Source organism: Actinoplanes couchii (genome assembly GCF_016862075.1).
GTDB classification, from domain to species: Bacteria; Actinomycetota; Actinomycetes; order Mycobacteriales; family Micromonosporaceae; genus Actinoplanes; species Actinoplanes couchii.
The window spans coordinates 102022-123456 of the sequence record NZ_BOMG01000051.1 but is presented as its reverse complement, the minus strand read 5'-3'; the positions used below and the strand labels follow the sequence as shown (position 1 = coordinate 123456).

At 70.5% G+C, this 21435-nt stretch carries 21 protein-coding genes and 1 pseudogene; 13 read left to right on the top strand and 9 right to left on the bottom strand.

Features of this window, described 5'->3' with window-relative positions; translation table 11 throughout:
• Window positions 1-24: 24 nt before the first annotated feature.
• Both Aco03nite_RS19860 and Aco03nite_RS19855 read right to left on the bottom strand, forming a co-directional pair.
• Window positions 25-708 carry a hypothetical protein gene (locus Aco03nite_RS19860; RefSeq protein ID WP_203796865.1) on the bottom strand — a complete coding sequence of 228 codons (684 nt, stop codon included), beginning with the start codon at window positions 706-708 and terminating at the stop codon, window positions 25-27.
• Window positions 705-3311, bottom strand: coding sequence for an FtsK/SpoIIIE domain-containing protein (locus tag Aco03nite_RS19855; protein WP_203796864.1), 2607 nt, complete (start codon window positions 3309-3311; stop codon window positions 705-707). The genes Aco03nite_RS19860 and Aco03nite_RS19855 overlap by 4 nt, the downstream gene beginning before the upstream one ends.
• Before the next feature lie 190 nt (window positions 3312-3501).
• On the opposite strand from Aco03nite_RS19855, the gene Aco03nite_RS19850 reads away from it, so the two are divergent.
• From Aco03nite_RS19850 to Aco03nite_RS19830, 5 genes are all read left to right on the top strand, one after another.
• A complete protein-coding gene (locus Aco03nite_RS19850) occupies window positions 3502-3831 on the top strand; it encodes a hypothetical protein (protein ID WP_203796863.1) in 330 nt (109 codons plus the stop codon).
• Window positions 3828-4163 (top strand): hypothetical protein, encoded by a 336-nt coding sequence (locus Aco03nite_RS19845; RefSeq protein ID WP_203796862.1) that lies wholly within the window; start codon window positions 3828-3830, stop codon window positions 4161-4163. Before Aco03nite_RS19850 ends, Aco03nite_RS19845 begins: the two co-directional genes overlap by 4 nt.
• A 74-nt stretch (window positions 4164-4237) precedes the next feature.
• A complete protein-coding gene (locus Aco03nite_RS19840) occupies window positions 4238-5233 on the top strand; it encodes a WXG100-like domain-containing protein (protein ID WP_203796861.1) in 996 nt (331 codons plus the stop codon).
• A 72-nt stretch (window positions 5234-5305) separates the two neighbouring features.
• Window positions 5306-5533, top strand: coding sequence for a hypothetical protein (locus Aco03nite_RS19835; RefSeq protein ID WP_203796860.1), 228 nt, complete (start codon window positions 5306-5308; stop codon window positions 5531-5533).
• A gap of 66 nt (window positions 5534-5599) precedes the next feature.
• Entirely contained in the window at window positions 5600-6088 is a 489-nt protein-coding gene (locus tag Aco03nite_RS19830; protein WP_239145286.1) for a hypothetical protein, read from the top strand.
• Between the two features lie 2 nt (window positions 6089-6090).
• Here Aco03nite_RS19830 and Aco03nite_RS19825 read toward each other — a convergent pair whose 3' ends face one another.
• Genes Aco03nite_RS19825 through Aco03nite_RS19795 form a run of 7 tightly spaced genes read right to left on the bottom strand, consistent with a single transcriptional unit; the run spans window position 6091 to window position 14476 of the window.
• Window positions 6091-6678 (bottom strand): hypothetical protein, encoded by a 588-nt coding sequence (locus Aco03nite_RS19825; RefSeq protein ID WP_203796859.1) that lies wholly within the window; start codon window positions 6676-6678, stop codon window positions 6091-6093.
• Window positions 6678-7796: a M23 family metallopeptidase gene (locus tag Aco03nite_RS19820; protein ID WP_203796858.1), complete on the bottom strand. Its 1119-nt coding sequence runs from the start codon at window positions 7794-7796 to the stop codon at window positions 6678-6680. The genes Aco03nite_RS19825 and Aco03nite_RS19820 overlap by 1 nt, the downstream gene beginning before the upstream one ends.
• Window positions 7793-8335 (bottom strand): hypothetical protein, encoded by a 543-nt coding sequence (locus Aco03nite_RS19815; protein WP_203796857.1) that lies wholly within the window; start codon window positions 8333-8335, stop codon window positions 7793-7795. Before Aco03nite_RS19815 ends, Aco03nite_RS19820 begins: the two co-directional genes overlap by 4 nt.
• 3 nt (window positions 8336-8338) lie before the next feature.
• Window positions 8339-10333, bottom strand: coding sequence for an MFS transporter (locus Aco03nite_RS19810; protein WP_203796856.1), 1995 nt, complete (start codon window positions 10331-10333; stop codon window positions 8339-8341).
• Between the two features lies 1 nt (window position 10334).
• Complete coding sequence (locus Aco03nite_RS19805; protein WP_203796855.1) at window positions 10335-13811, bottom strand: ATP-binding protein; 3477 nt, start codon at window positions 13809-13811, stop codon at window positions 10335-10337.
• A 37-nt stretch (window positions 13812-13848) separates the two neighbouring features.
• Window positions 13849-14211: a hypothetical protein gene (locus Aco03nite_RS19800; RefSeq protein ID WP_203796854.1), complete on the bottom strand. Its 363-nt coding sequence runs from the start codon at window positions 14209-14211 to the stop codon at window positions 13849-13851.
• A 1-nt stretch (window position 14212) separates the two neighbouring features.
• Window positions 14213-14476 carry a hypothetical protein gene (locus Aco03nite_RS19795; protein ID WP_203796853.1) on the bottom strand — a complete coding sequence of 88 codons (264 nt, stop codon included), beginning with the start codon at window positions 14474-14476 and terminating at the stop codon, window positions 14213-14215.
• Between the two features lie 364 nt (window positions 14477-14840).
• On the opposite strand from Aco03nite_RS19795, the gene folP reads away from it, so the two are divergent.
• The 8 genes and pseudogenes from folP to Aco03nite_RS19755 all read left to right on the top strand — a co-directional run bounded on the left by folP (window position 14841) and on the right by Aco03nite_RS19755 (window position 21423).
• Window positions 14841-15653 carry a dihydropteroate synthase gene (folP, locus tag Aco03nite_RS19790; RefSeq protein WP_203796896.1) on the top strand — a complete coding sequence of 271 codons (813 nt, stop codon included), beginning with the start codon at window positions 14841-14843 and terminating at the stop codon, window positions 15651-15653.
• A gap of 247 nt (window positions 15654-15900) precedes the next feature.
• Window positions 15901-16257, top strand: a pseudogene (folB, locus tag Aco03nite_RS19785) (dihydroneopterin aldolase); the annotation flags it as partial.
• Window positions 16258-16346: 89 nt separating this feature from the next.
• Complete coding sequence (gene folK, locus Aco03nite_RS19780; RefSeq protein ID WP_203796851.1) at window positions 16347-16871, top strand: 2-amino-4-hydroxy-6-hydroxymethyldihydropteridine diphosphokinase; 525 nt, start codon at window positions 16347-16349, stop codon at window positions 16869-16871.
• A complete protein-coding gene (locus Aco03nite_RS19775) occupies window positions 16868-17374 on the top strand; it encodes a DUF3180 domain-containing protein (protein ID WP_239145285.1) in 507 nt (168 codons plus the stop codon). Before folK ends, Aco03nite_RS19775 begins: the two co-directional genes overlap by 4 nt.
• A 115-nt stretch (window positions 17375-17489) precedes the next feature.
• Window positions 17490-18722 carry an ABC transporter permease gene (locus Aco03nite_RS19770; protein WP_203796850.1) on the top strand — a complete coding sequence of 411 codons (1233 nt, stop codon included), beginning with the start codon at window positions 17490-17492 and terminating at the stop codon, window positions 18720-18722.
• A 14-nt stretch (window positions 18723-18736) separates the two neighbouring features.
• On the top strand, window positions 18737-19018 hold the full coding sequence (locus Aco03nite_RS19765; protein ID WP_203796849.1) for a hypothetical protein: 282 nt from the start codon (window positions 18737-18739) through the stop codon (window positions 19016-19018).
• Window positions 19019-19115: 97 nt separating this feature from the next.
• Window positions 19116-19607 (top strand): hypothetical protein, encoded by a 492-nt coding sequence (locus Aco03nite_RS19760; RefSeq protein WP_203796848.1) that lies wholly within the window; start codon window positions 19116-19118, stop codon window positions 19605-19607.
• A gap of 157 nt (window positions 19608-19764) precedes the next feature.
• Complete coding sequence (locus Aco03nite_RS19755) at window positions 19765-21423, top strand: hypothetical protein (protein WP_203796847.1); 1659 nt, start codon at window positions 19765-19767, stop codon at window positions 21421-21423.
• Window positions 21424-21435 lie beyond the last annotated feature (12 nt).

Genomic DNA, 21435 nt, shown 5'->3' with positions numbered 1-21435 from the left:
TCTCGGACTCCTGGCCTCGGACTGCTAGCTGAAAAGTGCCTGTAGACCGGTCCCCGCGCAGGTCAGCAGCACCGGGGAGAGACACGAGACGATGCCGAGCACCGGAGTCCGGTCCACCTCGACACCGTCGCCACCGTAGACGAAACCGATGGTCGCCCAGCCCAGCCCGAACGCCAGCAGCGGCATGCTCAGCCCGCACAGCAGCATGTAGGTCGACGGCGAACCCGGCGGCGCCACCAGGAACAACAGCACCTGCACCAGCAGCACCACGGCGGCGAACGGCCCGTACACCACCAGATTGCGCATCCACGGACGGTTGTCGCCGACCGGGCCCGGCCCGACGAAGGCGGCATCCGCGGCATCCGCGGTGGCCCGGGCCTCCCGCAGCGCGGCCAGCACGGCCGGCGGCCCACCGGCCACCCGTTCCATCGCCGCGGCCTGGTCCGCCGGTTGCGGTGACAGATCATTTTCCGGTACGCGGAAATCGCGGCCCAGCCTCGCCCGCTGCGGTGACAACCGGGCCCGGACCGAGCCCAGCTCCTGACGGGCGGCCTCGACCGTCGCCGCGTGCTCACCCGCCACCGCGCTCGCGGCCCGGCGGATCGCGTCCAGCTCCCGGGCCGCGGCGAGGTAGTCCTCCCATGGGCCCGGCACCGGTGGACCCGGCTGCACCGGGATCGTCCCGTGCTGTTCCGCCTGCTCGGTCACGGCTCGTCACCCTCCACCGGATCCACGAAGGGCACCACCGTCACCGTACGGTCGGCGTGGCGGTCGTGCAGCAGCGCCCGGTTGGCCCGGGGCTGCCAGTCCACCGGCCGGCCCAGCATCAGCGACACGTCGGACTGCGGCACGTTCAGGAACAGCAGCCCGGCCACGTCCTCCCGGCCCATGCTGCCGCCGGTCTCCTCACTGAACCGCCGCATCCCCCGCCACCAGGACAGCAGGTGCGAACCGCGGCTCGGGCCCTCCCGCAACAGCTGCCGCAGCCCGCTCAGACTGCCCGGAGGCGCCGCGTCCATCCCGAACACCACCCGGTAGCCGGGACGCTCCGGATCGAGCTCAGCGGCCAGCCCAGGGGCCCCGACGACCTCCACGTCCTGCCGCTGCCCGATCTCGGCGGCCAGCGCGGCCGCCGGAGCGTCACCCTCGGCCACCAGCGACACGATGACGAACCGGGCCGTCCGGGGCGGATGACACGCCGCCAGGCTCCGGGCCGCGGCCACCAGCGCGCCCGCGCCGGCCGTCTGCGACCCCAGGATCGCCAGGTGCCGGCCCGGCGACGAGTCCAGCGGGAACGCCGCGGTGGACAGCGCCACGTCGATCACCCGGCCCAGCATCGCCGCCGGCCGGGACACCCGCCCGGCCAGTGCCGCCCGGTACGTCGGGTCGTCGGCCAGGTGCTGCTCCGCGTACCCGGCGAAGATCTTCGGGGGTTGTGCCTCCGGATCCCGCGCGCCCCACAGCCGGTGCCGCAGGTCGCCCAGCAGCCGCTGATCGGCGTGCGGGTCGGGGAAACGCACCACCCGCTCGTGCGCCCGGGTCGCCCCCCGCGGGCCGCCCAGCCCGCCGGCCGTGTTGGCCACCGCGCTGCCCATCGGCAGGCCGGCCGCCGAATCGTTCGTCGGCTCCAGCACGTCACCACCGCCCGGCAGCGCGATCCGCACCGGGAACTGGCCGAAGATCGAATCGCGTTTCGCGTAGAGCGCCTCCACGCCGAGCACCGTCTGACTCGCCAGGACCAGATGGATTCCATAAGACCGGCCCTTGCGTGCCAGCGACTCCAGCAGCGCCACCGCCTCGGCGGCCATCGGGTCGTTACCCGCCAGCAGCACCTGGAACTCGTCGATCACGCACAGCACCCGGGGCAACGGACGGCCCCGGCCCTCCTCCGCCGCGACCGCCCGCAGATCGGCGAACCTGGACACACCGGCCCGCTTGTACGCCAGTGAACGGCGGCCCATCTCGGCGTCCAGCTCGCGCAGGACGGCCAGGCCGTACTCCCGGTCCGACTCGACACCGACGGCCCGCGCGTGCGGCAGCCACGTCCGGTCCCGCTGGGTCGGGACGAACTCGGCGAACGACACGCCCTCCTTGAAGTCCAGCAGGTAGAGGGCCAGTTGATCGGGGCTGTACCGGGCACCGAGCCCGTACAGCACGTTGATCAGGAACGCGGTCTTGCCGCCACCGGACCGGCCGCCGACCATCCAGTGTGGTGTCAGGTCGTTGAACCGCAGCACCAGCGGCACGTCACCGTGATGCCCGACCACCGTCTCCACACCGGCCGCCGCGTCCTGCGACCACAGCTCCTCGGCCGGCTCGGGCAGCAGATCGGACAGCGTCACCCGGGACGCCTCGGCCGAATCGGCCGCCAGCTCCCGGCAGACCGCGTCGATCAGCCGGGCCGGCGGATCCTCGTCCAGGAACACCGGCGCGTTCAACCACGACGTCTCCGGACCCGAACCGAACGTGCCGCCCGGCGGGTCGCCGACGATCGCATAGGGATTACGCACCGACAACGCGGTGGTGCGCGGCAGCGGCGCCTGGGTGGCCTCGGATGCCAGCGGAGGCGGCGGCCAGCCCGCGACGATCAGGTGCAGACCGGAATCCGGGCCCTGCTGGGCCAGCGCGGCGATCCGCCGCAGCTCCTCACCCTCGGTCATCTCCGGCAGGCTGGCGATCACCACCAGCAGACTGCGGTCCCGCCGGGCCCGCCGGTTCGCCGGGGCGCCCGTCCGGGCCGGGCGCAGCCATTTCTCCGCCTCGGTCAGCACGTCCCGCAGACCCTGCCGATCGGTCGCCGGCGGCGCCATCAGACCGGCGTCGGCCAGCTCCTCGAACGGGGCGAACACCGCGCCCCCACCCAGCCCGTCCACCGCGCGCACCAGCAACGACCCCGGCGGCGAGGCCGCCAGCAGGCGCAGCAGCAGCGACCGCAGCAACCCGAACACCCGGGGATCGGTGGCCGCCGCGTCGATCGTCAGATGGCCGGTGCCCAGCAGCGGGACCACCGCCGGGAACCGCACGTCGTCCAACGGCTGGGCCAGCCCCACCCGGACGAACTGCGGCACCGCCGGCCCGCCCAGCGGCCCGACCGGGGACAACGCGTCCAAGGTCGCACCCAGCCAGCCCGGAACCAGCTGGGCCGCCGCCATCCGTAACCGGTCGGCGAGGCGATGCTGCTCGCGTGGGTCGGCAGCGGCTGGGGCGAACGCCTCCAGCGCGACAGCGGCAGCATCCGCCGTCGCCACCGCCTGCCGGTGCAGAGCAGCGGCCTGCCGGACCCGCAGAGTCGAATCCGCCACTGCCGTCACCTCCTGTCCGCGAATAAAACCTATCCCAGACCCGTCCGGTAGCCGCGTTGCGTCCCCGGTGCGACTTTCGTGCCGGACCCGGCCGCATCCGTCCAATCTCGACCTCGAGGAAAACGCACCGTGCCGGTTTGAACTCGGAGCGTGTATCAGCGGTATGCGCAGACAAGGAACCGCGCGAGGGGAGACCGAGATGGGCGTCACCCGTGAGACGGACAACGTCGATTACATCGCCTCCACAGGTGAGGGCGCCGACGGGCTGGTCCGGATCGAACTCGACGGCGCGGGACGGCTCTGGGACGTCGTCCTCGACCCGGAGGTCACCGCACTCCCCGTCGACCAGCTCCGTACCGCCCTCTTCGACGCGATCACCGCCGCGCAGGCCGCTTTCGAACCTCCGGTGTCCTTCGAAACGGCCGTCTCGGACGCCACCGGCGCGGCCTCCGAGGCCACCGGCGCGGCCGAACGGCGGTTCGCGGAGATCTCCGAGGCGCTGCACGTCATATCCCGGAGGCGGCGATGAATTTCCCGGAGGCGGCGATGAGCGAACAGCTGAAAGTCGACCCGGACGCGGTCGCCGAGTCCGGCCGCACCCTCGCCGGGATCGCCCAGCGGATGGCCGACGACGTCGCCGTCCTGGAAGCAACCGTGCACGGCCCCGGGAACCCGTGGGGCGAGGACGAGAGCGGCAGTCTGTTCGCGGTCGCCTACCAGCAGGTTCTCGGGCACGCGCTGCAGGCTCTCGGATCGTACGTCCAAGAGGTGGGTGAGGCCGCGGTCACGCTCACCGAGACCGCCCGGGCCGTCGCGGCCACCGACGACGCCGCGGCCACCGCCATCCGGGGGCCGGCATGACCACCGCCATTTGGGGGCCGGCATGACCACCGCCATTTGGGGGCCGGCATGACTACCGCTATTTGGGGGCCGGCATGACCATCGAGCTGCCCGCCGCCCTCACCGAACCCCTCGCATGGATCGGCTTCGACTGGCCGCAGGCCGACGAGGACCGGCTCCTCGCCGACGGTCAGGCCTGGATCGAACACGGCACCCGCCTGCGCCGGCACGCCGCCGAGGCGGATGCCGCCGCCCGGCAGGTCTGGCTGGCGAACGAAGGCGCCGGTGTCGACGCCTTCGAACGCTGGTGGAACGGCGCCGACGGCCCCGGCCGGCACCTCGACGACGCGGCCACCGCCGTCGAACTGATCGGCGCCGGCCTGATCGCCATGGCCGGGGTCACCGTCGCCCTCAAAACCGCCTACATCACCCAGCTGACCCTGCTCACCTTCCAGGTAGGCCAGGCACTCGCCACCGCCGCCCCCAGCGGCGGCGCCACCCTCGCCGAGATCCCGATCTTCGTAGGCATCGCCCGGGTCGCCTGCCGCCAGATCCTGCACCGGGCCCTGCAGTCCGTTGAGGGCGAGATCGCCCAGCTCTTCAAACAGGCCGCCGACCTGCTACGCACCGCCGGCACCCGAGCCGCCGCCCAGCACGCCGGCCAGCTGGCCCGCCACTTCGGCCAGAACTCCGAATTCCACCGCTTGATGCGAGAGGTCGAAAAAGCCGACGTCCGAAGCCCTTACAACGGCGCCAACTTCTACTCCGGCAAGGCGGACGACGGAACACCGATGCGTGTCTACGCGGAGAAGCACGCCGACGGTGTCACCCGGGTGACCCTGGAACAGACGCCCGGTGGTTCGCGGTTCGACGACATGCTCCTGTTCGAGAACGGATCACCGGTCCGCCGGGACCACGCCGTGGACGTATGGGCGAGGCTTTCCGAGCGGTACGCCCAGAATGCCGGGGGCGAGGTGACAGCGTGGTCGCACAACCCGCGCGCCGACGGGATCTGGAACACCGTCGAAAAACCGGCCTTGGACCGGAACACGGCAGTGACGAAGATAAGTGTCATCGATCCCGCGGCGTGACAACGGATGGAGGCCGGGATGGGTGTTCAGGCGTTGGGCAGTCAATCGGCACGTACCAGCACCGGAGTAGTGGTGAGCAGCGTCGACCGGGAGAATCTGCGGGCCGACTATCGCGGGCGCACCATGCCGGTGCCCGTCGACCAAGGACTCGGCAGTATCGGCGTCTACCTGCACCGGACACCGCTCTGGGACGACGGGGAGCCGGTGGCGGCGGACGATCTAACCGTGATCCGGGAGGCGGTGGTCGACGTCCTCCGGTTCTGGGGATTCGACACCGAGTTCGTCGAACTGGGCGGGTGAGGCCGAACGATTACTGTCGTACACATGCGACCCAGTGAGCCAGTCGACGAACCCGAGAGTGAGCCCGTGACGATCGCGCCCTCGCCTCGTCGACGGACCGGAGCCCTCCAGAACCGCCGGGTTCGGTTGGCTCTCGCCCTGGGCAGCGGCATCCTGGCCCTGTTGTGCCTGGGTGGTATCGGCCTTTTCGTGACCCTCTACGACAAGGCCACCGAGATCAAGCGAACCGCGCCGGATGCTGTGGTCGATAGCTTCATCCGCGCCTATCTGGTCGATCGGGACGAGAACCAGGTGGCGCTGTACGCCTGCAAAAGCGGTGCGGACTTCGCCGAGATCGCCGCGTTCCGTGCTGATCTGATCGCGCGCGAGGCCAAGTATTCGGTCACCATCAACGTGACCTCGGGCAAACTCGTGGTCGCGACCGCGGGCGACCAGGGAACGGTTCAAGTGGAACTGACTCGTTCAATCGACGACAGTGAGCACCTGACGGATAGTTGGACGTTCCGTGTCGTCGATCAGGACGGCTGGCGGGTCTGCAGCGCGACGAAGGGCTAGCGTTACTCGACCCAGATGAGGTGCGCCGGGACCTCGAGGGTGCGGGGGAGCTTGCCGGACCAGCCCCATCGGTACCAGTCGAGTTCCTGGGCCACCCGCACGGTGACCGTGCCGTCGTCGCTGACATGCGACTCGGTGACGGCCCGCAGATCCCGGCGTTCCTCACCGTCGTCCAGGACCTGTGTGACCCGTCGCCCGGTCAGTGAATCGGCGTCGATCGCCGACACCGGTGGCCGTCGGGGCGGCTCGTCGAGCGAGACCAGCTGGTTGACCTTGGCGCCGGGCGTGCTGGTGCCGGCGAACCCGAGTTCCTCGACCCAGACCCGTTCGACCGGGACCAGAGCGGCGAAGACCTCGGTCCGTTCCGCCTCGGCCCGGTACCACTCGCCCTCCGGCATCACCGGGATGTAGGTCCGGCTGCCCTGGACCACCTTCTCGTCGGCCCGGAGATCACCGCGCCAGCCATAACCCGGCAGGCCGACCAGCACTCGGCGACCTCGCAGGTCGCCGGCCATCATGGCGGGTGTGGGCACGATCGGTCGGGGTGAGTCCAGTGCGCTCTCCCGGCCACTGCTGAACGGATCCGGCATCATCCCTCGTTGCCCAATGGCGCGCCCTGCTGCTGCATGAACCGCACCGGGTTGACCGCGCCGGAGCTGGACCGGTCGTTGTTCAGGTGCACCTCGAAGTGCAGGTGCGGACCGGAGGAGTTGCCGCTACTGCCGATGCGGCCGAGCACGTCGCCCGCGTTGACCTGCTGGTTCTCTCGAACGAAGGGCCGTTGCACCATGTGACAGTAACGCGTCATCACATCGCCCGCGTGAATGATCTCGACCATCCACCCGCAGCCGCCCTTGCCCGGATAACCGTCCACATTGCAGGTCTTCCGTCCGCGGAAGTCCTCATCGCACTTGACCAGCGACACGACCCCGCTGGCCACCGCGATGATCGGCCGGTACTTCTCCACGATCAGGTCGACACCCTGGTGGGTGGGCCGTTCCGGGCTCCGGAACCCGGAACCCACCGGCGCCTTCACCGGGATCGTCCAGCCGGAGGCCGCGATCTGCCCGGCCGCCGCGCACTCCAGGTTCGCCGAGTTGCCGACGGCCTGCGCCGCCCCGTCGGCAAGCGAGTTCACGATCTCGGTAGCCAGTGGCTCGTGCTTCGCGTATGCGTCGGGATAGGCGCTGATCTGGACCTTCTGCGCGGCCCGGGTCAGCGACATCGACTCCCAGCCGTCGATCGTCTTGAGCTTGTTGTAGAACTTCGTACTCGCGTAGACCGGATCCTGGACCTGCTTCGGAGTTCCCCAGCCGGTGCTGGGCCGCTGCTGGAACAGCCCGAGCGAGTCGTGGTCGTTCCGGGTGCCCAGGTGGCCGAGGTTGCTGAGCGAGGACTCCTGCATCGCGGTTGCCACGGCGATCACCCAGGCCCGCGGTGGCAGCTTCAGATCCGCGCCGACGTTGATGATGATCGCCGCATTGCGGATCTCCTCCGTGCTGTAGGGCCGGATCCGGGGCAGGCTGGAGTCGGGGTCCACGACCCCACCTTGGCCGCAGCCGAACGATGCGTTGAGAAGCCGATTGTCGTCGTTGCTGTTGAGCCCGTTGAGCAGGAGAACCGTGAGGCCGCCCCCGCAGCACAGCAGCACGAGCGCGACGGCCGTAGCGACCAGGAGGACGAGTTTGCGGGGCCGCCGGAACGTCACGCCGGCTCCCAATCGATGCCGTCGACAAGCCAGGAGCCGTCCGGGGCGACGAGCCGGAGGCCGAGCTTGCCGGTGTCCATGGTCACGGTCGCGTTCACCATGGTGTCGGTGACCGCGAGCAGGGTCGGCCGGCCGATCACCCGGTCCGCCGGAACCGCGGACGGGTCGACCTCACGCAGTTGCTCCTCGAGGTTCTTGGTCGAGTTCGGCTGCAGGCGGGTGAGCCACTTCTTCGCGGTGACGTCCTGGTGGGAGACCCAGGCCGACGCGAACGCGTAGGCGACCGCCTCGGGCTGAGCCCGGCCGGGACTGGTGCGCGGGGTGGGCGGTGGTTCCGGCGAGACCACGCTGTCGTTGTCCGACGGGTTGACGCTGATCGCTGGGAGCGGGCTCTCGCTACCCAGCGACGTGGAGTCCAGGCCGTCGGAGAAGAGCCGGCCGATCCCCACCACCGCCAGCACGATGACGGTGAGGACGACGGCGATGCCCCACCGCGACCGGAAGATCCCGGTGAGGCCACGCTCGATCAATCGGGGCATTCGTCACCTCGTCTCGGAGCGCACCCGCGGACTCGCCGGTTCCTCGGTGGTCGCGCGGGTTTCCGGACGGTAGATCGAGTACGACGTGGGCTTCTCGGTGACATCGGGCTCGGCCCAGTCGGGGCTGACCCGCGCACGCCGGGAAGCACTCCGGGCCGGCGGCTTCTCGGGGGACGACGGCGAAGAACCTTCCCGGCGGACGACGTTCTCCCGGCGGACGACACCATCCCGGACGACGGTTTCTTTACCGTCGGGCCGTGCCGTCTTTCCCGCCGCGACAACCTCGGTGCGTTCGATCCGCGACCCGGACCCGTGTGCGGGATCCTCCAGGCGCGCCTCGGGGCGGAGGTTGCGCTGTTCGAAAGTGCGGGTGCCCTTGCTGATGCCGTCCCTGCCGTTGCGTCCGTCCCGGCCGTCGCCGCCCTCAGAGTCGATCTTGGCAGCCTCCCGCACGTCTCGGAAGAAGCTTCGGCGCCAAGAGCCGCCAGTGGCTATGTCCCGTGCGCCGTCCTTGCCGCCGAGCTGGGTAATGCGCCGGTAGGGGCGGAGAAGGATCCAGCCCGCGACGCCACACAGACCGACCAGCACCACCTGGAGCCAGCCAGGTAGGCCCGAGGTATTCATGATCAGGTCGACGGCAAACAGGTAGATCGCCGCTCCGGTACCGAAGATGGCGATGTTGAAGACGGCGGCGACCACCGCATTGCCGAGACGCCGGATACCACCGCTGGCCGGACGCAGGAGACCGATCGTTCCCAGGAGCGGAGCCGCGATGACGGCCCAACGGAAGATCAGGAACCCGAGCAGGACCAGGATCGAGGCGGTGATGTCGAACAGCGCGTACATGAACGCGGCCAGCATGGCGATGAAGCCGGTGCCGATGCGATCCATGCCGTTGATGCCCTGGAGGTACTGGTAGGCCTCGGGGTCTTCGGTCTTGATCTGTGCGGCCACCGTGTGCCACTGGTCGTTCTTCGCCTTCAGGAAAGCATCTCGTGTCTCCGGGTTCGCGCGGAGCTTCTCCACCTCGTCCCACTGCAGAGAACGAGCGTCGTAGAGCGCCCGGCCGTATTTCTTGGCCGTCTCGCTCTCGGCGGAGCCGAGGATTCCGCGAAGCCAGTTGCGGTAGAGCATGGTGTCGGTAGCTGTGTCGCTGGCCCGGACGGCCGGGGGCCGCTGATCCTTGCAGGCGTCGGCTGAGCCGAGGCGGCACTCGCTCGCGCTCTGGTCCTGTGGACGTGGACCGACCGCGCTGTGTACAGCGCTGAGGCCGGTGATCAACGTCTGATCGGCGACGCTCGCAGACTTCACCGGCCAGGCCGCGATCGCGGTGACGGCGACCATCACGAGTAGCGCCCAGCCGATCGTCGTGGTGGCGGCGCCCATCTCGGCTTGGCGGGACCGCCAGATCAGGTAGACACCGATCACGGCGAGGGTGATCGTGCCGAAGACGGTGAAGACCTTCTTGTAGACGGCGTCTGTGGTCTCCTCGACCAGAGTGTCGGCCCAGCCCCACAGACTCTGTGGCTCCCAAGCACGTTCCCGGAGAGCGTTCGAGGCTCCGACGATTGCGGTGGCGATCATGAACTCGCCGTTGGCAACAGTGGTCTCGATCTTGAAGTCGGGGTCGACCAGGGTTGCGGCGCAGCCACTGTCCAGGTCATACGTGGTGTAGGTGTAGCCCGCGTAGCCGTACTTGCTGTAGATGCCTTTCGGTCCGTTCAGCGTGGAGGACGCGGGGCGTTCGGCAAACCAGCCGGCCAGACCGGAGTCAGGTGTGCTCGGGGTCGGGGCCGTCAGGCACTTGGTGGCCGAGTCGGTGACTTTCGGCAGGGCTTTGATGCAGCCGACCATGTCCTGGCCCCACTCCTCCACGGAGCAGAGCTGACCGGCTGGCGGCGCGGCGGAAGCCGGGGACGGTGATGCCACCGCCCAGGCTATCGATGCGACGACCAGGACGAACAACGTCGTGAGAAACGCCAACCCCCGCCGCACCATCTCAGACCTCCAGGTCGGACGGCAGAGGCACCACCTGCGGTGGCACCACGCCCGGTGTCGTATCCAGGTGTTCGAGCAACCCGTCGACATAGGACACGTCGACACGTACCTTCTGGACCCGGCCGTCCACGTCGCGCATCACGAACTCGCGGAAGCCGAGTCGCTGCTGGGAGGACGAGTCAACCTGGGAGAGGGACGCCAGCGTCGCCTCGTACCCGTCGTGGACCGGAACCCGCAGCAGCCGGAGCGCTTCGGAGGCGATCTCCTGGTCCTCGGCGATCCGGCCGACGAAGACGGTGGAGACGAGGTTCTGGACGTCGAGGCCGAGGATGTCGCGCGGGTTCTGTGAGGCGACGAGGGCGGCCAGGTTCCATTTACGGGAGTCGCGGGCGAGGCGTACCAGGAAGGAGCGGCCGGACCGCCAGCCTTCCATGAAGTGGGCCTCGTCCAGGCCGACCATCTTGCGGGACGTCATCGAGCCGCCGTAGCAGCGGCGGACGGCGAGCCGGTGCGCGGTGTGCAGCATCGGCAGGGCCAGGGACTCCTCGGCCGACCAGTACTCACGCTCGATCTTGAGGTCGGGCAGTCGCAGCCCGGCCATGGTGATCACGGTGAGGGCGGAGTCGGCGCCGAGCAGGTGCGGCGGCGGGTGGCCGAAGAAGAGCATCGCCAGCGGCATCTCTGCGGTGTCCAGGAGCAGGTTGGCGAGTTCGCGGCCCTCGTCGTCGAGACCCTGGAGGGTACGCACGACGTCGTCCAGCGTCGACGTCTCCTCGGCGGGCACCTGCCGGACGGCGTGCCGGAGCAGGGTCGCGGTGGACGCCTCCTTGGCGACCTGCGGCGGCACCAGCATCGAGCAGATGTCCTGGACGAGCATGCGGCGTTCGGCGCGGGCGTTGGAGACGGCGATCTCGTACTCCCGGTCGCCGGCCGGCCCGGTCGGGAACTCGGCCCGTACCGGGGTCGGGATCAGCGAGTACGGCGCCAGCGTCCCCTGTTCGGAACCGGTCAGGTTGAGCACCCGCGAGTACGGCCGGAGTTCCGGCATCTGGCACAGCCGGGCCAGCGGGCCGGACGGGTCGAGCAGGGTCACCTGGACACCTCGGCGGGCGTTCAGGTAGCCGAGGGCGCCCATCAGGGTCGACTTGCCGCCTCCGGGCTCGGCCACGAACACGCCGAGTCCGGAACGCTCGCGCACTTCCATCGGGAAGTGCAGGTCCAGGAAGACCGGCCGCCGGCAGGTTCCCGCGGTACGCCCGATCAGGTCCCCACGCCGGTCACCGACGTTGGAGGCGGCCTGTGGCAGGGCGGCGGCCAGCAGCTTGACCGGCATCCGGCGGACGTAACCGGTGTTGGCGATCGGTTCGCCGGGGATGAACTCGCGGGCCAGCTGGTCCTGGTTCTTCGGGTGCTGCAGTGAGATCCGCAGCTCGCGCGAGTAGAGCTGGATGAGCCGCCGGGCCCGTTCCAGGCATTCTTCGCGGGTGGCGCCGCCGACCGCGATCCGGTGCCAGCCGTGTGCCCGGGCCGAGTCGGTGGGCAGGCCGGTGGTCATCTCGTCGCCGATCACCAGGGCACGTTTGGCGAGCCGCTCCAGTTCCGGCGGCGCGTCGATGCCGTGCTCGGCGTAGTCGAGCTGCTGGGACCGGATCATCCGCAGCCGGTGCTCGAGATTCTTGAACGAGCTGTTGGAGCCGAGGATGTCGATCCGGGAGGAGAGTTCCATCGGCCAGGGCAGCCGCTCGTGGAAGTGCATCCACGGCTCGTGTTTCTCCGGGATCTCCAGTGGCTCCATCCGGCCGACGGACAGGACGGCGACGTGCCGTTCCTCGCCGGTCATCCGGTTGACGAGCTTCACCGTCGAGCCGTACGGCGTGCGGTACCGCTCGACCGCCTCGGTGAGCGCGAGCAGGTCGCCGGTCTCCCAGTGCCCGTTGGAGATGGGGGAGAGGAGCCCGGGCGGGGCCATGCCGAGCGCCACCGACCGGTAGAGCAACCATTCCAGTTCCTGCGGGGTGACCCGTCGCCCGCGCATGCCGAACGCGTTGAGCACCTCGTCGAACTGTTCCACGGTCCGGCCGAGTTTGCGCCGCTCCCCGTCGGAGGTGCCCTTGCCGAACGTACGCAGGATCCGCTCGGAGAGCGTGTCACCCAGCGAGCGCCGGGCGAAGGTCACGCCGAGGAACGTCTGGCCCTCGGCGTGATTGACCGACAGCAGGTGCCGCTGGGCCGCGACCAGGTGGTCCGACCAGGAGGTGGAGCCGTGCACGTCGGGCAGCGGCTTGGCGGTGAACGAGTCGACCGTGCGGGCCCACTCGTCGGCCGGGAACGGGCGCGTGGTCCGGCGCAGGTGCAGCCGGAACCCGGCCAGCCCGGCGTACTGCTCGGAGATGGCGCTGAGCAGCGCCTCGCGCTCCGCGTCCGGCCGGAAGGCCCAGCGCACCTCGGGCAGGTAGTACCAGGCCGTCACGGTGCTCTGGGTGAACGTCAGGTGCCCGGCGATCTCGCTGATCGCCAGCTCGACGCTGGGGTCGCGGTCGTTGAACTTGAGCTTCTGCGGCCGCAGCGGAGCGGCTTTCGGCTCCTTCGGCTCCTTGCGTTTCGCCGGAGCCTTCTCCCGGCGACGGGCCGGTGCCTTCTCCGGTACGGGTACCGGCAGCGGCGCGGGGGCGGTCGTGGCGGGCGCGGCGGCCAGTGGCGCGGGGGTGTCGTCCCACAGCGGCGCCGAGGTGGTCCGCCCGGCCTGCGGCGGCCAGTCCTCGAAGTCGGTCCACTCGTCGTCGGCCGGCGGCGGCTCGCCTTCCAGCGGCAGGGTGTGCCGCCCGTTCCCGTTCTCCTGGAAGAAGTCGGGTTCCGGCCCGACCGGCGCCCGGGTGAAGGACTCACGCGACCGCTCGGGCGCGGACTCACGGGGACGCTCAGGAGCGAGCGAACGGAAAGCCTCAGGAGCGGGCGACCGGAAGGCCTCGGGAGCGGGCGACCGGAAGGGCTCCGGAGTGACCGGCGCCGGAGCGACCGGGGCAGCCTGGGCCGGCGACACCGAGACGGGGCGGGCCGCAGGCTCGGGAAGCGGACGGACCGGAGGCGCCGAGACCGGGCGTGCCGGCGGCGCGGAGACGGGACGGGCCGGAGGTGTGGAGACGGGCGCGGCGGAAACCGGCCGGACCGGAGCAGAAGGCACCGGATCGGGGGCGACCGTCGGGAAAGGATCACTCTTCCGGGGAGCCGGTCCGCCACCGAAGAGATCAAGGAAGGGCGAGTCGATGTCCATGTCGCCCTCCAGGCCGGAGGGTCGCGGGCGCACCGGCTGCGGCGCCTGGAACACACCCACTCCACCGTGGCCGGGCGCGGCGACGAGTTCCTCGGCGTCGTCGAGCGAACCGGGCGAAGAGTAGTTGTCCGAACGCACACCGTTACTCTGCCTGTCCCGGGACGAGGCGTCCGCCCGGGGATGCCCGTGCGGATGGGGTCCGGTCATGCGTGGACCTCGTGTGCGCGGACGACCTGGCAACTGGTCATACCAACTCCTCCCGGACGCGGATGCGAGTGGCGACGAGTCTCGGATCGCGTTGCTCCACGGCGGGCTCGCGGGTGCGGCGCCAGTCGGTGAGCGCGGTGCGGATGACGACGCGGGCCGGGCGGTCCGGGTCGACATGGCGGAACACGTACGACGTCGACACCATGGCCAGCGATATCTCCCAGGCCGGGAACGGGTCGAACTCGAGCGTGATCAGGTAGTGGATGACCATGAAGAGCGGCACCAGGACCACGAACATCCCGTACTGCGCGTACGGCAGATGAATGGGCAGGGTGTACCCGGGCGGGCCGAGATAGACCAGGCGCGCCCGGTAGATGTCGTCGTCGGTCCGGAGCCGCATCTCAGTTGAAGATCAGGTCGATGATCGACTCGCCGACGAAGAAGAGCGTGGCCGCGCCGGCGATGAACGCCAGGCCCACGATCGCGATCGCCGAGCTGGTGAGGACCTTCGAGATCTCGCCACGGCCGGCGCGACCGATGAAGATCACGCCGAGCACCGCGAGCAGGATCGGTGCGATGTTGCTCGCGAAGAAGGTGACGATGCCTTCGGTGTTGATGCTGCCTGTCGGCTCAGCCGCCAGAATGACGAGCTCGGTGGCGATCATCGGTAAACCTCCCCGTGTCCGGTATGGGGGGTACGGACACGCTGCAGTTGTGAAGCCGTACGGCAACGCCCATATGGTGCTACCTCTGACCCACCGCGTCGAGTGAGCCGTTCGGGCACTGCCATGCTCGTCTCTGCTCTCTTCGGTCACTTCATGATGCCCAGTTCCGAAGAGTACGGCCCGTACTTGCGAGCAACAAGCGCCCGTTTCGTTACCCAAGGTGAAGGAGTGCATGAATCTCGGTCACGTGGCATCGTACACGTGTTCGAATCACCGCTGCCCCTACTCTTTCCCTGTGTCCACTTCGCCGACAGAGTCGCAGCTCACAGGGGCTGAGCTGCTCCGCCGGGATCACCCGGTCGTGATGGGTGTCCTCAACGTCACGCCGGACTCGTTCTCTGACGGTGGTAGATACACCGACCTCGAAGCCGCGGTTCAGCACGGCGTCGCACTTTTTCGGCAAGGTGCCCACGTCATCGACGTAGGTGGCGAATCGACCAGGCCGGGCGCGGGCCGGGTGGACGCGGAGACCGAGATCGCCCGGGTGGTTCCGGTGATCACCCGCTTGTTCGCCCAGGGCGTACCGGTCAGCATCGACACCACCCGGGCCGCCGTCGCCGAGGCCGCCCTCGCCGCCGGCGCCGTGGTGATCAACGACGTCTCCGGCGGACTCGCCGACCCGGCCATGGCATCGGTCGCGGCCGCCGCCGGCTGCCCCTGGATCCTGATGCACTGGCGCGGGCACTCCCGGGACATGCAGAAGCTGGCCGTCTACCAGGACGTGGTCGCCGAGGTCCGGGACGAGCTGCGGGCCCGCGCCGACGAGGCGATCGCCGCGGGTGTCGACCCGGCCATGATCGTCCTGGATCCGGGCCTCGGTTTCGCCAAGCTGCCCGAGCACAACTGGGCCCTCAGCGCCCACCTGAGTGATCTGGTCGATCTCGGTTTCCCGGTGCTCTTCGCCGCCAGCCGCAAGACCTACCTGGGCCGGTTGCTCGCCGGCCCGGACGGCACGCCGCGCCCGGTGGACGGCCGCGAGTCGGCGACCCTGGCCACCTCTCTGCTGGCGGTCGCCGCCGGCGCCTGGGGCGTCCGGGTCCACGAGGTGCGCGCGACAGCCGACGCCCTGGCGGTCTGGCACGCGACCGGCGCCCCCCGCTTCCCCGCCACCGGGTGAGAGCCGCCGCGGTCAGAGCCGCCGCGGTCAGAGACGACACGGTCAGAGACGACACGGTCAGAGACGACACGGTCAGAGGCGACGCAAAACCCGGACAAGAACCCGGACCCAAACCCGGACAAGATCAAGGACCATCTTCCGGTACGCGCCGACAACCGTACAAAAGCAAGGATCGTCTTCCGTGGCGCGGTGAGCACCGGAACGCGAACGATCATCAATACGGCGCCACCGACGACGGGGAGAACCGATGACCGGACGGATCACGCTGAGCGGGCTGCGTGCCCGGGGCAACCACGGCGTCTACGACTTCGAACGCGAACAGGGCCAGGACTTCGTGGTGGACGTGACCCTGGATCTGGACCTGGCCCCAGCGGCCGCCAGTGACGACGTAGCCGACACCGTGCACTACGGCGAACTGGCCGGCGCCCTGGTCGGCGTGCTGACCGGCGAGCCGGTGAACCTCCTGGAGCGCCTCGCCGACCGCCTGCTCGACGTCTGCCTGGCCGACCCACGGGTGACCGCGGCCGAGGTGACCGTGCACAAGCCACAGGCCCCGATCCCGCACGAGTTCGCCGACGTGGCCGTCACCATGAGCCGGAGTGCGGGGGAGAACAGCCGGCGCGCTGGAGAGAGCCGGGGCGCGAGGGAGGACAGCCGGCCCGCGGAAGAGAGCCGGGGCGCGGGGGAGGAGCAGTGACCCGCGCCGTCCTGTCGCTGGGCGCGAACCTCGGCGACCGCCTGGCCCACCTGCGCGCCGCGGTCCGCTCCCTGGGCCCCGGGCTGGTCCGGGTCTCCGGCGTCTACGAGACGCCGCCGTGGGGAGACAGCGCTCAACCGTCGTACCTCAATGCCGTGGTCCTGATGGACGACCCGGCCGCGACCGCCCGGGACTGGCTGACCCGCGCCCAGGCGTGCGAACGGGCCGAAGGCCGGGTCCGCGACCCGGACCGTCGCTTCGGCCCGCGCACCCTGGACGTGGACGTGATCGCGGTCTGGGACGGCGACCGGCCGGTGCTCGACGACGACCCCGAGCTGACGCTGCCGCATCCGCGCGCGCACCTGCGGGCGTTCGTCCTGGCCCCGTGGCTCGCCGTCGACCCGGACGCCGAACTGCCTGGTCACGGCCCGATCGCGGCGCTGCTGGACACGCCCGGCCCGGCCGCGGACCTCGCCGGGGTGCGATCACGTCCGGAGCTGTCGTTAGAGTCGATGGAGTGAGCGTCAACCCGGAACGCCAGACCGACCCGTCGCTGCGACCGACCAGTGTGTCCACGCTGGTGGTGGCCGCGTTGGCGGCAGCCGCCACCGCCTGGCTGTTGATCTCCACGAGTGACCTCTTCTACCGGATCTCGCCGCTGCCGTGGACCGGGGCGGGTGTGCTGGCCGTGCTGGCCATCGCCGAGGCCTATCTCGCGCAGAACACCAGCGCCCGGATCCAGCGCAAGCCCGGTTCGCTGCCGGTGCACGCCCTGTCGGTGGCCCGGTTCGCCGCCCTGGCCAAGGCGTCCTCGCTGGTCGGCGCGCTCTCCTCGGGGTTCTCCGCGGGGCTGCTGCTCTGGCTGGTGATGGAGCCGACCGACGAGGCCGGATCCAGCGTTCCGGTCGCCGCCACCACTCTGGTCACCGCGGTCGCGCTGATCGCCGCCGCGCTCTGGCTGGAGCGGTCCTGCCGGGTGCCGGACAACCCGGAGAACGAGGGCGACGAGACCGGCCGCCGTTGACGCATCTGTCGATGGTTGTCGAAGAGTCTTAGGCTCTGAACTGAGAACCTCTCGGATCCGTATGCTTTGCGGCGGGCGGCCACAGCGCTCGTGGAGGCGTTAGGAGGCGCGGACCATGGCGTACGACGACACGGCCTACCGCCGCACCGGTGGCGAGCAGACCGATCCCGATCCGGCCGCCTACCGACGCCGCGTGCAGTACGACGACACCACCGCGAGCACCCTCGACCAGTCGCTGCGCGCCCCGGTCACCACCGGCGCGATCCCGGCCGTCGAGGAGGACGGGCGCGACCGGCTCGGCATCCATCTCGGCTGGGAGGTCATGCTCCTGGTCGTCGCCGGGGTGATCGGCTTCCTGCTGTGGCGGGAGGACTCCGCCGCCCTGCAGCGCCCGGCGCTGGACGCCCTGCTGGTCACCGGCGCCGCGATCGGCGCGCTGACCCTCGCCGCCGGCCTGACCCTGCGCGCCGGTGTGCCGAACCTGGCGATCGGCCCGATCGCGCTGGCCTCCGCGCTGCAGTTCGCCGAGAACGGGGACGACGGCGTGCTCCAGGCGCTGGTCCCGGCCCTGATCATCGCCGCCGCCGGTGGCCTGGCCGTCGCCCTCGTGGTGGTGGTCCTGCACGTGCCCAGCTGGGCCGTGACGCTGGCCGGTTCGCTCGGCGTGATCACCTACGTCCAGTTGCGCACCGGCCCGGTCGCGGTGCAGGGCGACTGGGATCCGACCTCTCTGGCGTTCGTGCTGTTCGGCGCGTTCGCGGTGCTCGCGGTGGTGGGCGCGGCGATCGGCGCGCTCGGCCCGGTGCGCCGGTTCGTCGGCCGGATGCGGCCGGTGTCCGATCCGGCCCGCCGCCGGGGTGCCGCCGCCGCGGTTCCGGCCGTGCTCGCGCTGGTCCTGTCGTCGCTCTTCGCCACCGGCGCCGGGGTGCTGATCGCCGCCCAGTCGCCCGGCCCGATCCCGCCGGCCACCGGCCTGGAGTGGACCGGTGTCGGCTTCGGCTTGGCCCTGCTCGCCGGGACCAGCGCCTACGGGCGGCGTGGCGGCATCTTCGGCACGCTCTTCGCGGTCACCGCGCTGACCCTCTTCCTGCGGTACGAGGAACTGCGCGACCTGGACATCGCCCTGTTCGCCATCGCGGCCAGCGTCTGCACGGCGGGCCTGGTGGTGACCCGGTTCGTCGAGTCGTACGGCGCCCCGTACACCCCGGGTTCCGGCGAGGAGTGGAACGCCGCCCCGTCCGGTGGTCCGGCCTGGTCACCGACCCTGCCGGAGACCTGGAGCACCCCGGCCACCCCGGCGCCCCGCAGCGAGCGCTGGGACGACGGCCCGTGGGGAACCGCTCGCTGATCTATGCTTGTCGTATGACTTCGCCCAGCTTCGCCGAACTGGACGCACTTTCCACCGACGCCCTGCGCGAGCAGGCGTTCGCGAAAGCCCGGGAGAAGCGGGACGTCGCCTTCTTCTGGTCGGTGTTCAAGCACTTGCCGGACGCCGCCGACGCCGCCTCCCTCGACGGCGCACCGAACTCGATCGGCCCGACCGTGGACGAGGCCGTCGCCCTGTGGCGGGAGTTCGAGGGCCACGACCTGGGCGAGCAGGAGCCGCTGCTCCGCGCCGCGTTCATCGACTACCTCAGCAGGTAACGAGCGCCAGGCCCTATGTTGTGGATCCCGGCGCGCGGGATCCGCAACATAGGGCCTGGTCGTTTGAAAAACGTACCCGGCTGGGAATTTGCTGGGTATGGCTCTCGGTAACCGATACAAGTCCGCACCGGGTGCGGGCACGCTTGCCGCACTGATACTCGTCCTGGTCTTCGGCAGTCCGTGGTACGCCGAATGGGCCCAGGAGAACACGAACGCCAACACGGCCGGCGGCTGGTGGATGCGCCTGCTGTCCTGGCCGCGCTGGAGTTTCGACACCGACGACTCGCTGCGTGACGTCATCGTCGGCGACCTCAAGGCGATCCTGCTGGTCGTCCTGACCGCCCTCTTCCTCTACCTGCTGCCCGGTTCGCAGCTGGCCCGGGCGCGCGGCACGATCAGCCAGTTCCTGGCCGGCTGGGCCGCGTACGTCTTCGCCGGCTCGTTCGCCGCCCTGCTCGCCACCCTGTTCTTCACCAACCCGTCGCTGCTCGGCGCCTTCAACGCGGCCGGCTCCGGCGCCCAGTACGGCTTCTTCGTCGGCTGGATCGTCGGACTCGCGTCGCTGGGCGGCTGGCGCGGCACCCGCTGAGACACCGCGCCCCCGATATAGCGGCACCCGCTGAGACACCGCACCCCCGAAGGAGACGAAGGCCGGCCCGCTCCCCCGGGCCGGTCTTCCCCTGGTTATCGGCTGTACCCCGATCGACTGTTTTGCCGGAGACGCACTCTCGGTAACATCTGCGCCCATGCCGGAACGGGACACCCAAGCGGGACACAGCGCGCGGCTGCTGCGGGGCCTGGTGTGGGCGGGCGTAGTGCTCGCTCCCATCGCGGCCGCCGTCGTGCTGATCGGCGGAAACTCGACCTCGGTCCGGTTCGCGGTGCTGCTGATAGCCGTCAGCGTGGTGCTGATCGGGGCTTCGGTGCTGATCCGCGCGGATCCGGTGCTGCTCCGGATGGACGTCGAGGACCGCGTCGCCGAAGAGGTGGAGTCGCTGCGCCGCGAGTTGCGGGCCGAGTTCGCCGCCGCCGAGCCGGAGGCGCCGCGCCCGCCGCTGCCGATGCGCAACACCGGCCCGGGCCGGGCCCAGGTGGGCCCGCCGCCGCAGCAGCAGGTCTACGGCGGTGACCAGGGCTTCGCGCCGCAGCTGGAGTTCCAGGCGCCGGAGTACCCGGATCAGGGCTTCCAGGAGGACTTCCAGCAGGAGTTCGCCCCGCAGCCGGAGTTCGTCTCGAACACCAAGTTCGTGACCCAGCCGGCACCACCCCAGGCGGCCCCGGCCGTCTACGGGGCCGACGCCCAGGGTTACGACGAGAACGGCGGCTACGGCTACGAGGATGCCGAGTACGGCTACGACGAGCAGCAGGCGGCCGGGTACGACGACGGCTACCAGGACGAGAACTACCCGAACGGCGGTGACTACCAGCAGGTCCCGCAGCAGCAGCAGCCCGGCAACGGCCGCGCCTCGGTGCCCGGCCCCGGAATGGCTCCGCCGATCCCGGCTCAGGCCGCCCCGCCCGCCCGGGCCGGCGCCCCGGTCCCGGCCGCGGCCCGCGCCGGTGTCCCGGTCCCCGCGGCAGCCGGCCCGATGACGTCAGGTCCGATTCCGTCCGGTCCGATGACGTCCGGCCCGATGACATCTGGCCCCATCCCGTCCGGTCCGATCACCTCGGGCCCGATCCCCACCGGCCCGATCACCTCGGGCCCGATCCCGGTGGCCCGGGCAGCCGCGGGCGCGGTGATGCCGCCGGGCCCGGTGCCCCGCCCACGCGCCGCCGCGTCGGTCCCGGGCGTGGTTCCCCAAGGTCCCGGAGGTCCTGGAGGACCCGGAGGCCCCGGCCCGAACCGCACCGGCCCACAGAGCCGTCCCGGGATGCCGCCCCAAGGCATGCCGCCCCAAGGCATGCCGCCGCAAGGTATGGCCCCCCAGGGAATGCCACCGCAGGGGATGGCGCCGCCCGGCCCGAACGGCATGATGGCGCCCCCGGCCGCCAGAGCCGCCGTCCGCCCCGGCCCGCCGCCGTCCCCGCCCGCGACCCAGTACGGCCGCCCCGAGTCCCCTGACGGCGATTTCGGCGCCTCCAACGGCTACGCCGGCAACGACTACGGCGCGAACGAGTACACCCAGAACGACTACGCCCCGGCCGAGTACGGTCCGAACGACTACGACCAGACCGGTTACGATCAGACCGGTCAGCCCGGTTACGACCAGAACGGCTACGACCAGGGCGATTACGGCTCGACCGAATACGCCCAGGGCGACTACGCCGAACGCCAGCCGGCCGAGAGCACCGCCCAGTACAAGGCCCGCCGCCACCGCCCGTCCGCGAACGACACCAACGTCGGCTCACTCGCCGACTTCGCGAACATGCCCGGCTACGACAGCGGCCAGAAGAACTGGTGACCAGGTTCCGGC

Bases quoted from the DNA above. Each gene is read 5' to 3' on its own strand.
- Aco03nite_RS19850 (WP_203796863.1), top strand. From the start codon at position 3,502: ATGGGCGTCACCCGTGAGACGGACAACGTCGATTACATCGCCTCCACA.
- Aco03nite_RS19845 (WP_203796862.1), top strand. From the start codon at position 3,828: ATGAATTTCCCGGAGGCGGCGATGAGCGAACAGCTGAAAGTCGACCCG.
- Aco03nite_RS19840 (WP_203796861.1), top strand. From the start codon at position 4,238: ATGACCATCGAGCTGCCCGCCGCCCTCACCGAACCCCTCGCATGGATC.
- Aco03nite_RS19825 (WP_203796859.1), bottom strand. From the start codon at position 6,678: ATGCCGGATCCGTTCAGCAGTGGCCGGGAGAGCGCACTGGACTCACCC.
- Aco03nite_RS19815 (WP_203796857.1), bottom strand. From the start codon at position 8,335: ATGCCCCGATTGATCGAGCGTGGCCTCACCGGGATCTTCCGGTCGCGG.
- Aco03nite_RS19810 (WP_203796856.1), bottom strand. From the start codon at position 10,333: ATGGTGCGGCGGGGGTTGGCGTTTCTCACGACGTTGTTCGTCCTGGTC.
- Aco03nite_RS19805 (WP_203796855.1), bottom strand. From the start codon at position 13,811: ATGACCGGACCCCATCCGCACGGGCATCCCCGGGCGGACGCCTCGTCC.
- Aco03nite_RS19800 (WP_203796854.1), bottom strand. From the start codon at position 14,211: ATGCGGCTCCGGACCGACGACGACATCTACCGGGCGCGCCTGGTCTAT.
- Aco03nite_RS19795 (WP_203796853.1), bottom strand. From the start codon at position 14,476: ATGATCGCCACCGAGCTCGTCATTCTGGCGGCTGAGCCGACAGGCAGC.
- folP (WP_203796896.1), top strand. From the start codon at position 14,841: ATGGGTGTCCTCAACGTCACGCCGGACTCGTTCTCTGACGGTGGTAGA.
- Aco03nite_RS19770 (WP_203796850.1), top strand. From the start codon at position 17,490: ATGGCGTACGACGACACGGCCTACCGCCGCACCGGTGGCGAGCAGACC.
- Aco03nite_RS19765 (WP_203796849.1), top strand. From the start codon at position 18,737: ATGACTTCGCCCAGCTTCGCCGAACTGGACGCACTTTCCACCGACGCC.
- Aco03nite_RS19760 (WP_203796848.1), top strand. From the start codon at position 19,116: ATGGCTCTCGGTAACCGATACAAGTCCGCACCGGGTGCGGGCACGCTT.
- Aco03nite_RS19755 (WP_203796847.1), top strand. From the start codon at position 19,765: ATGCCGGAACGGGACACCCAAGCGGGACACAGCGCGCGGCTGCTGCGG.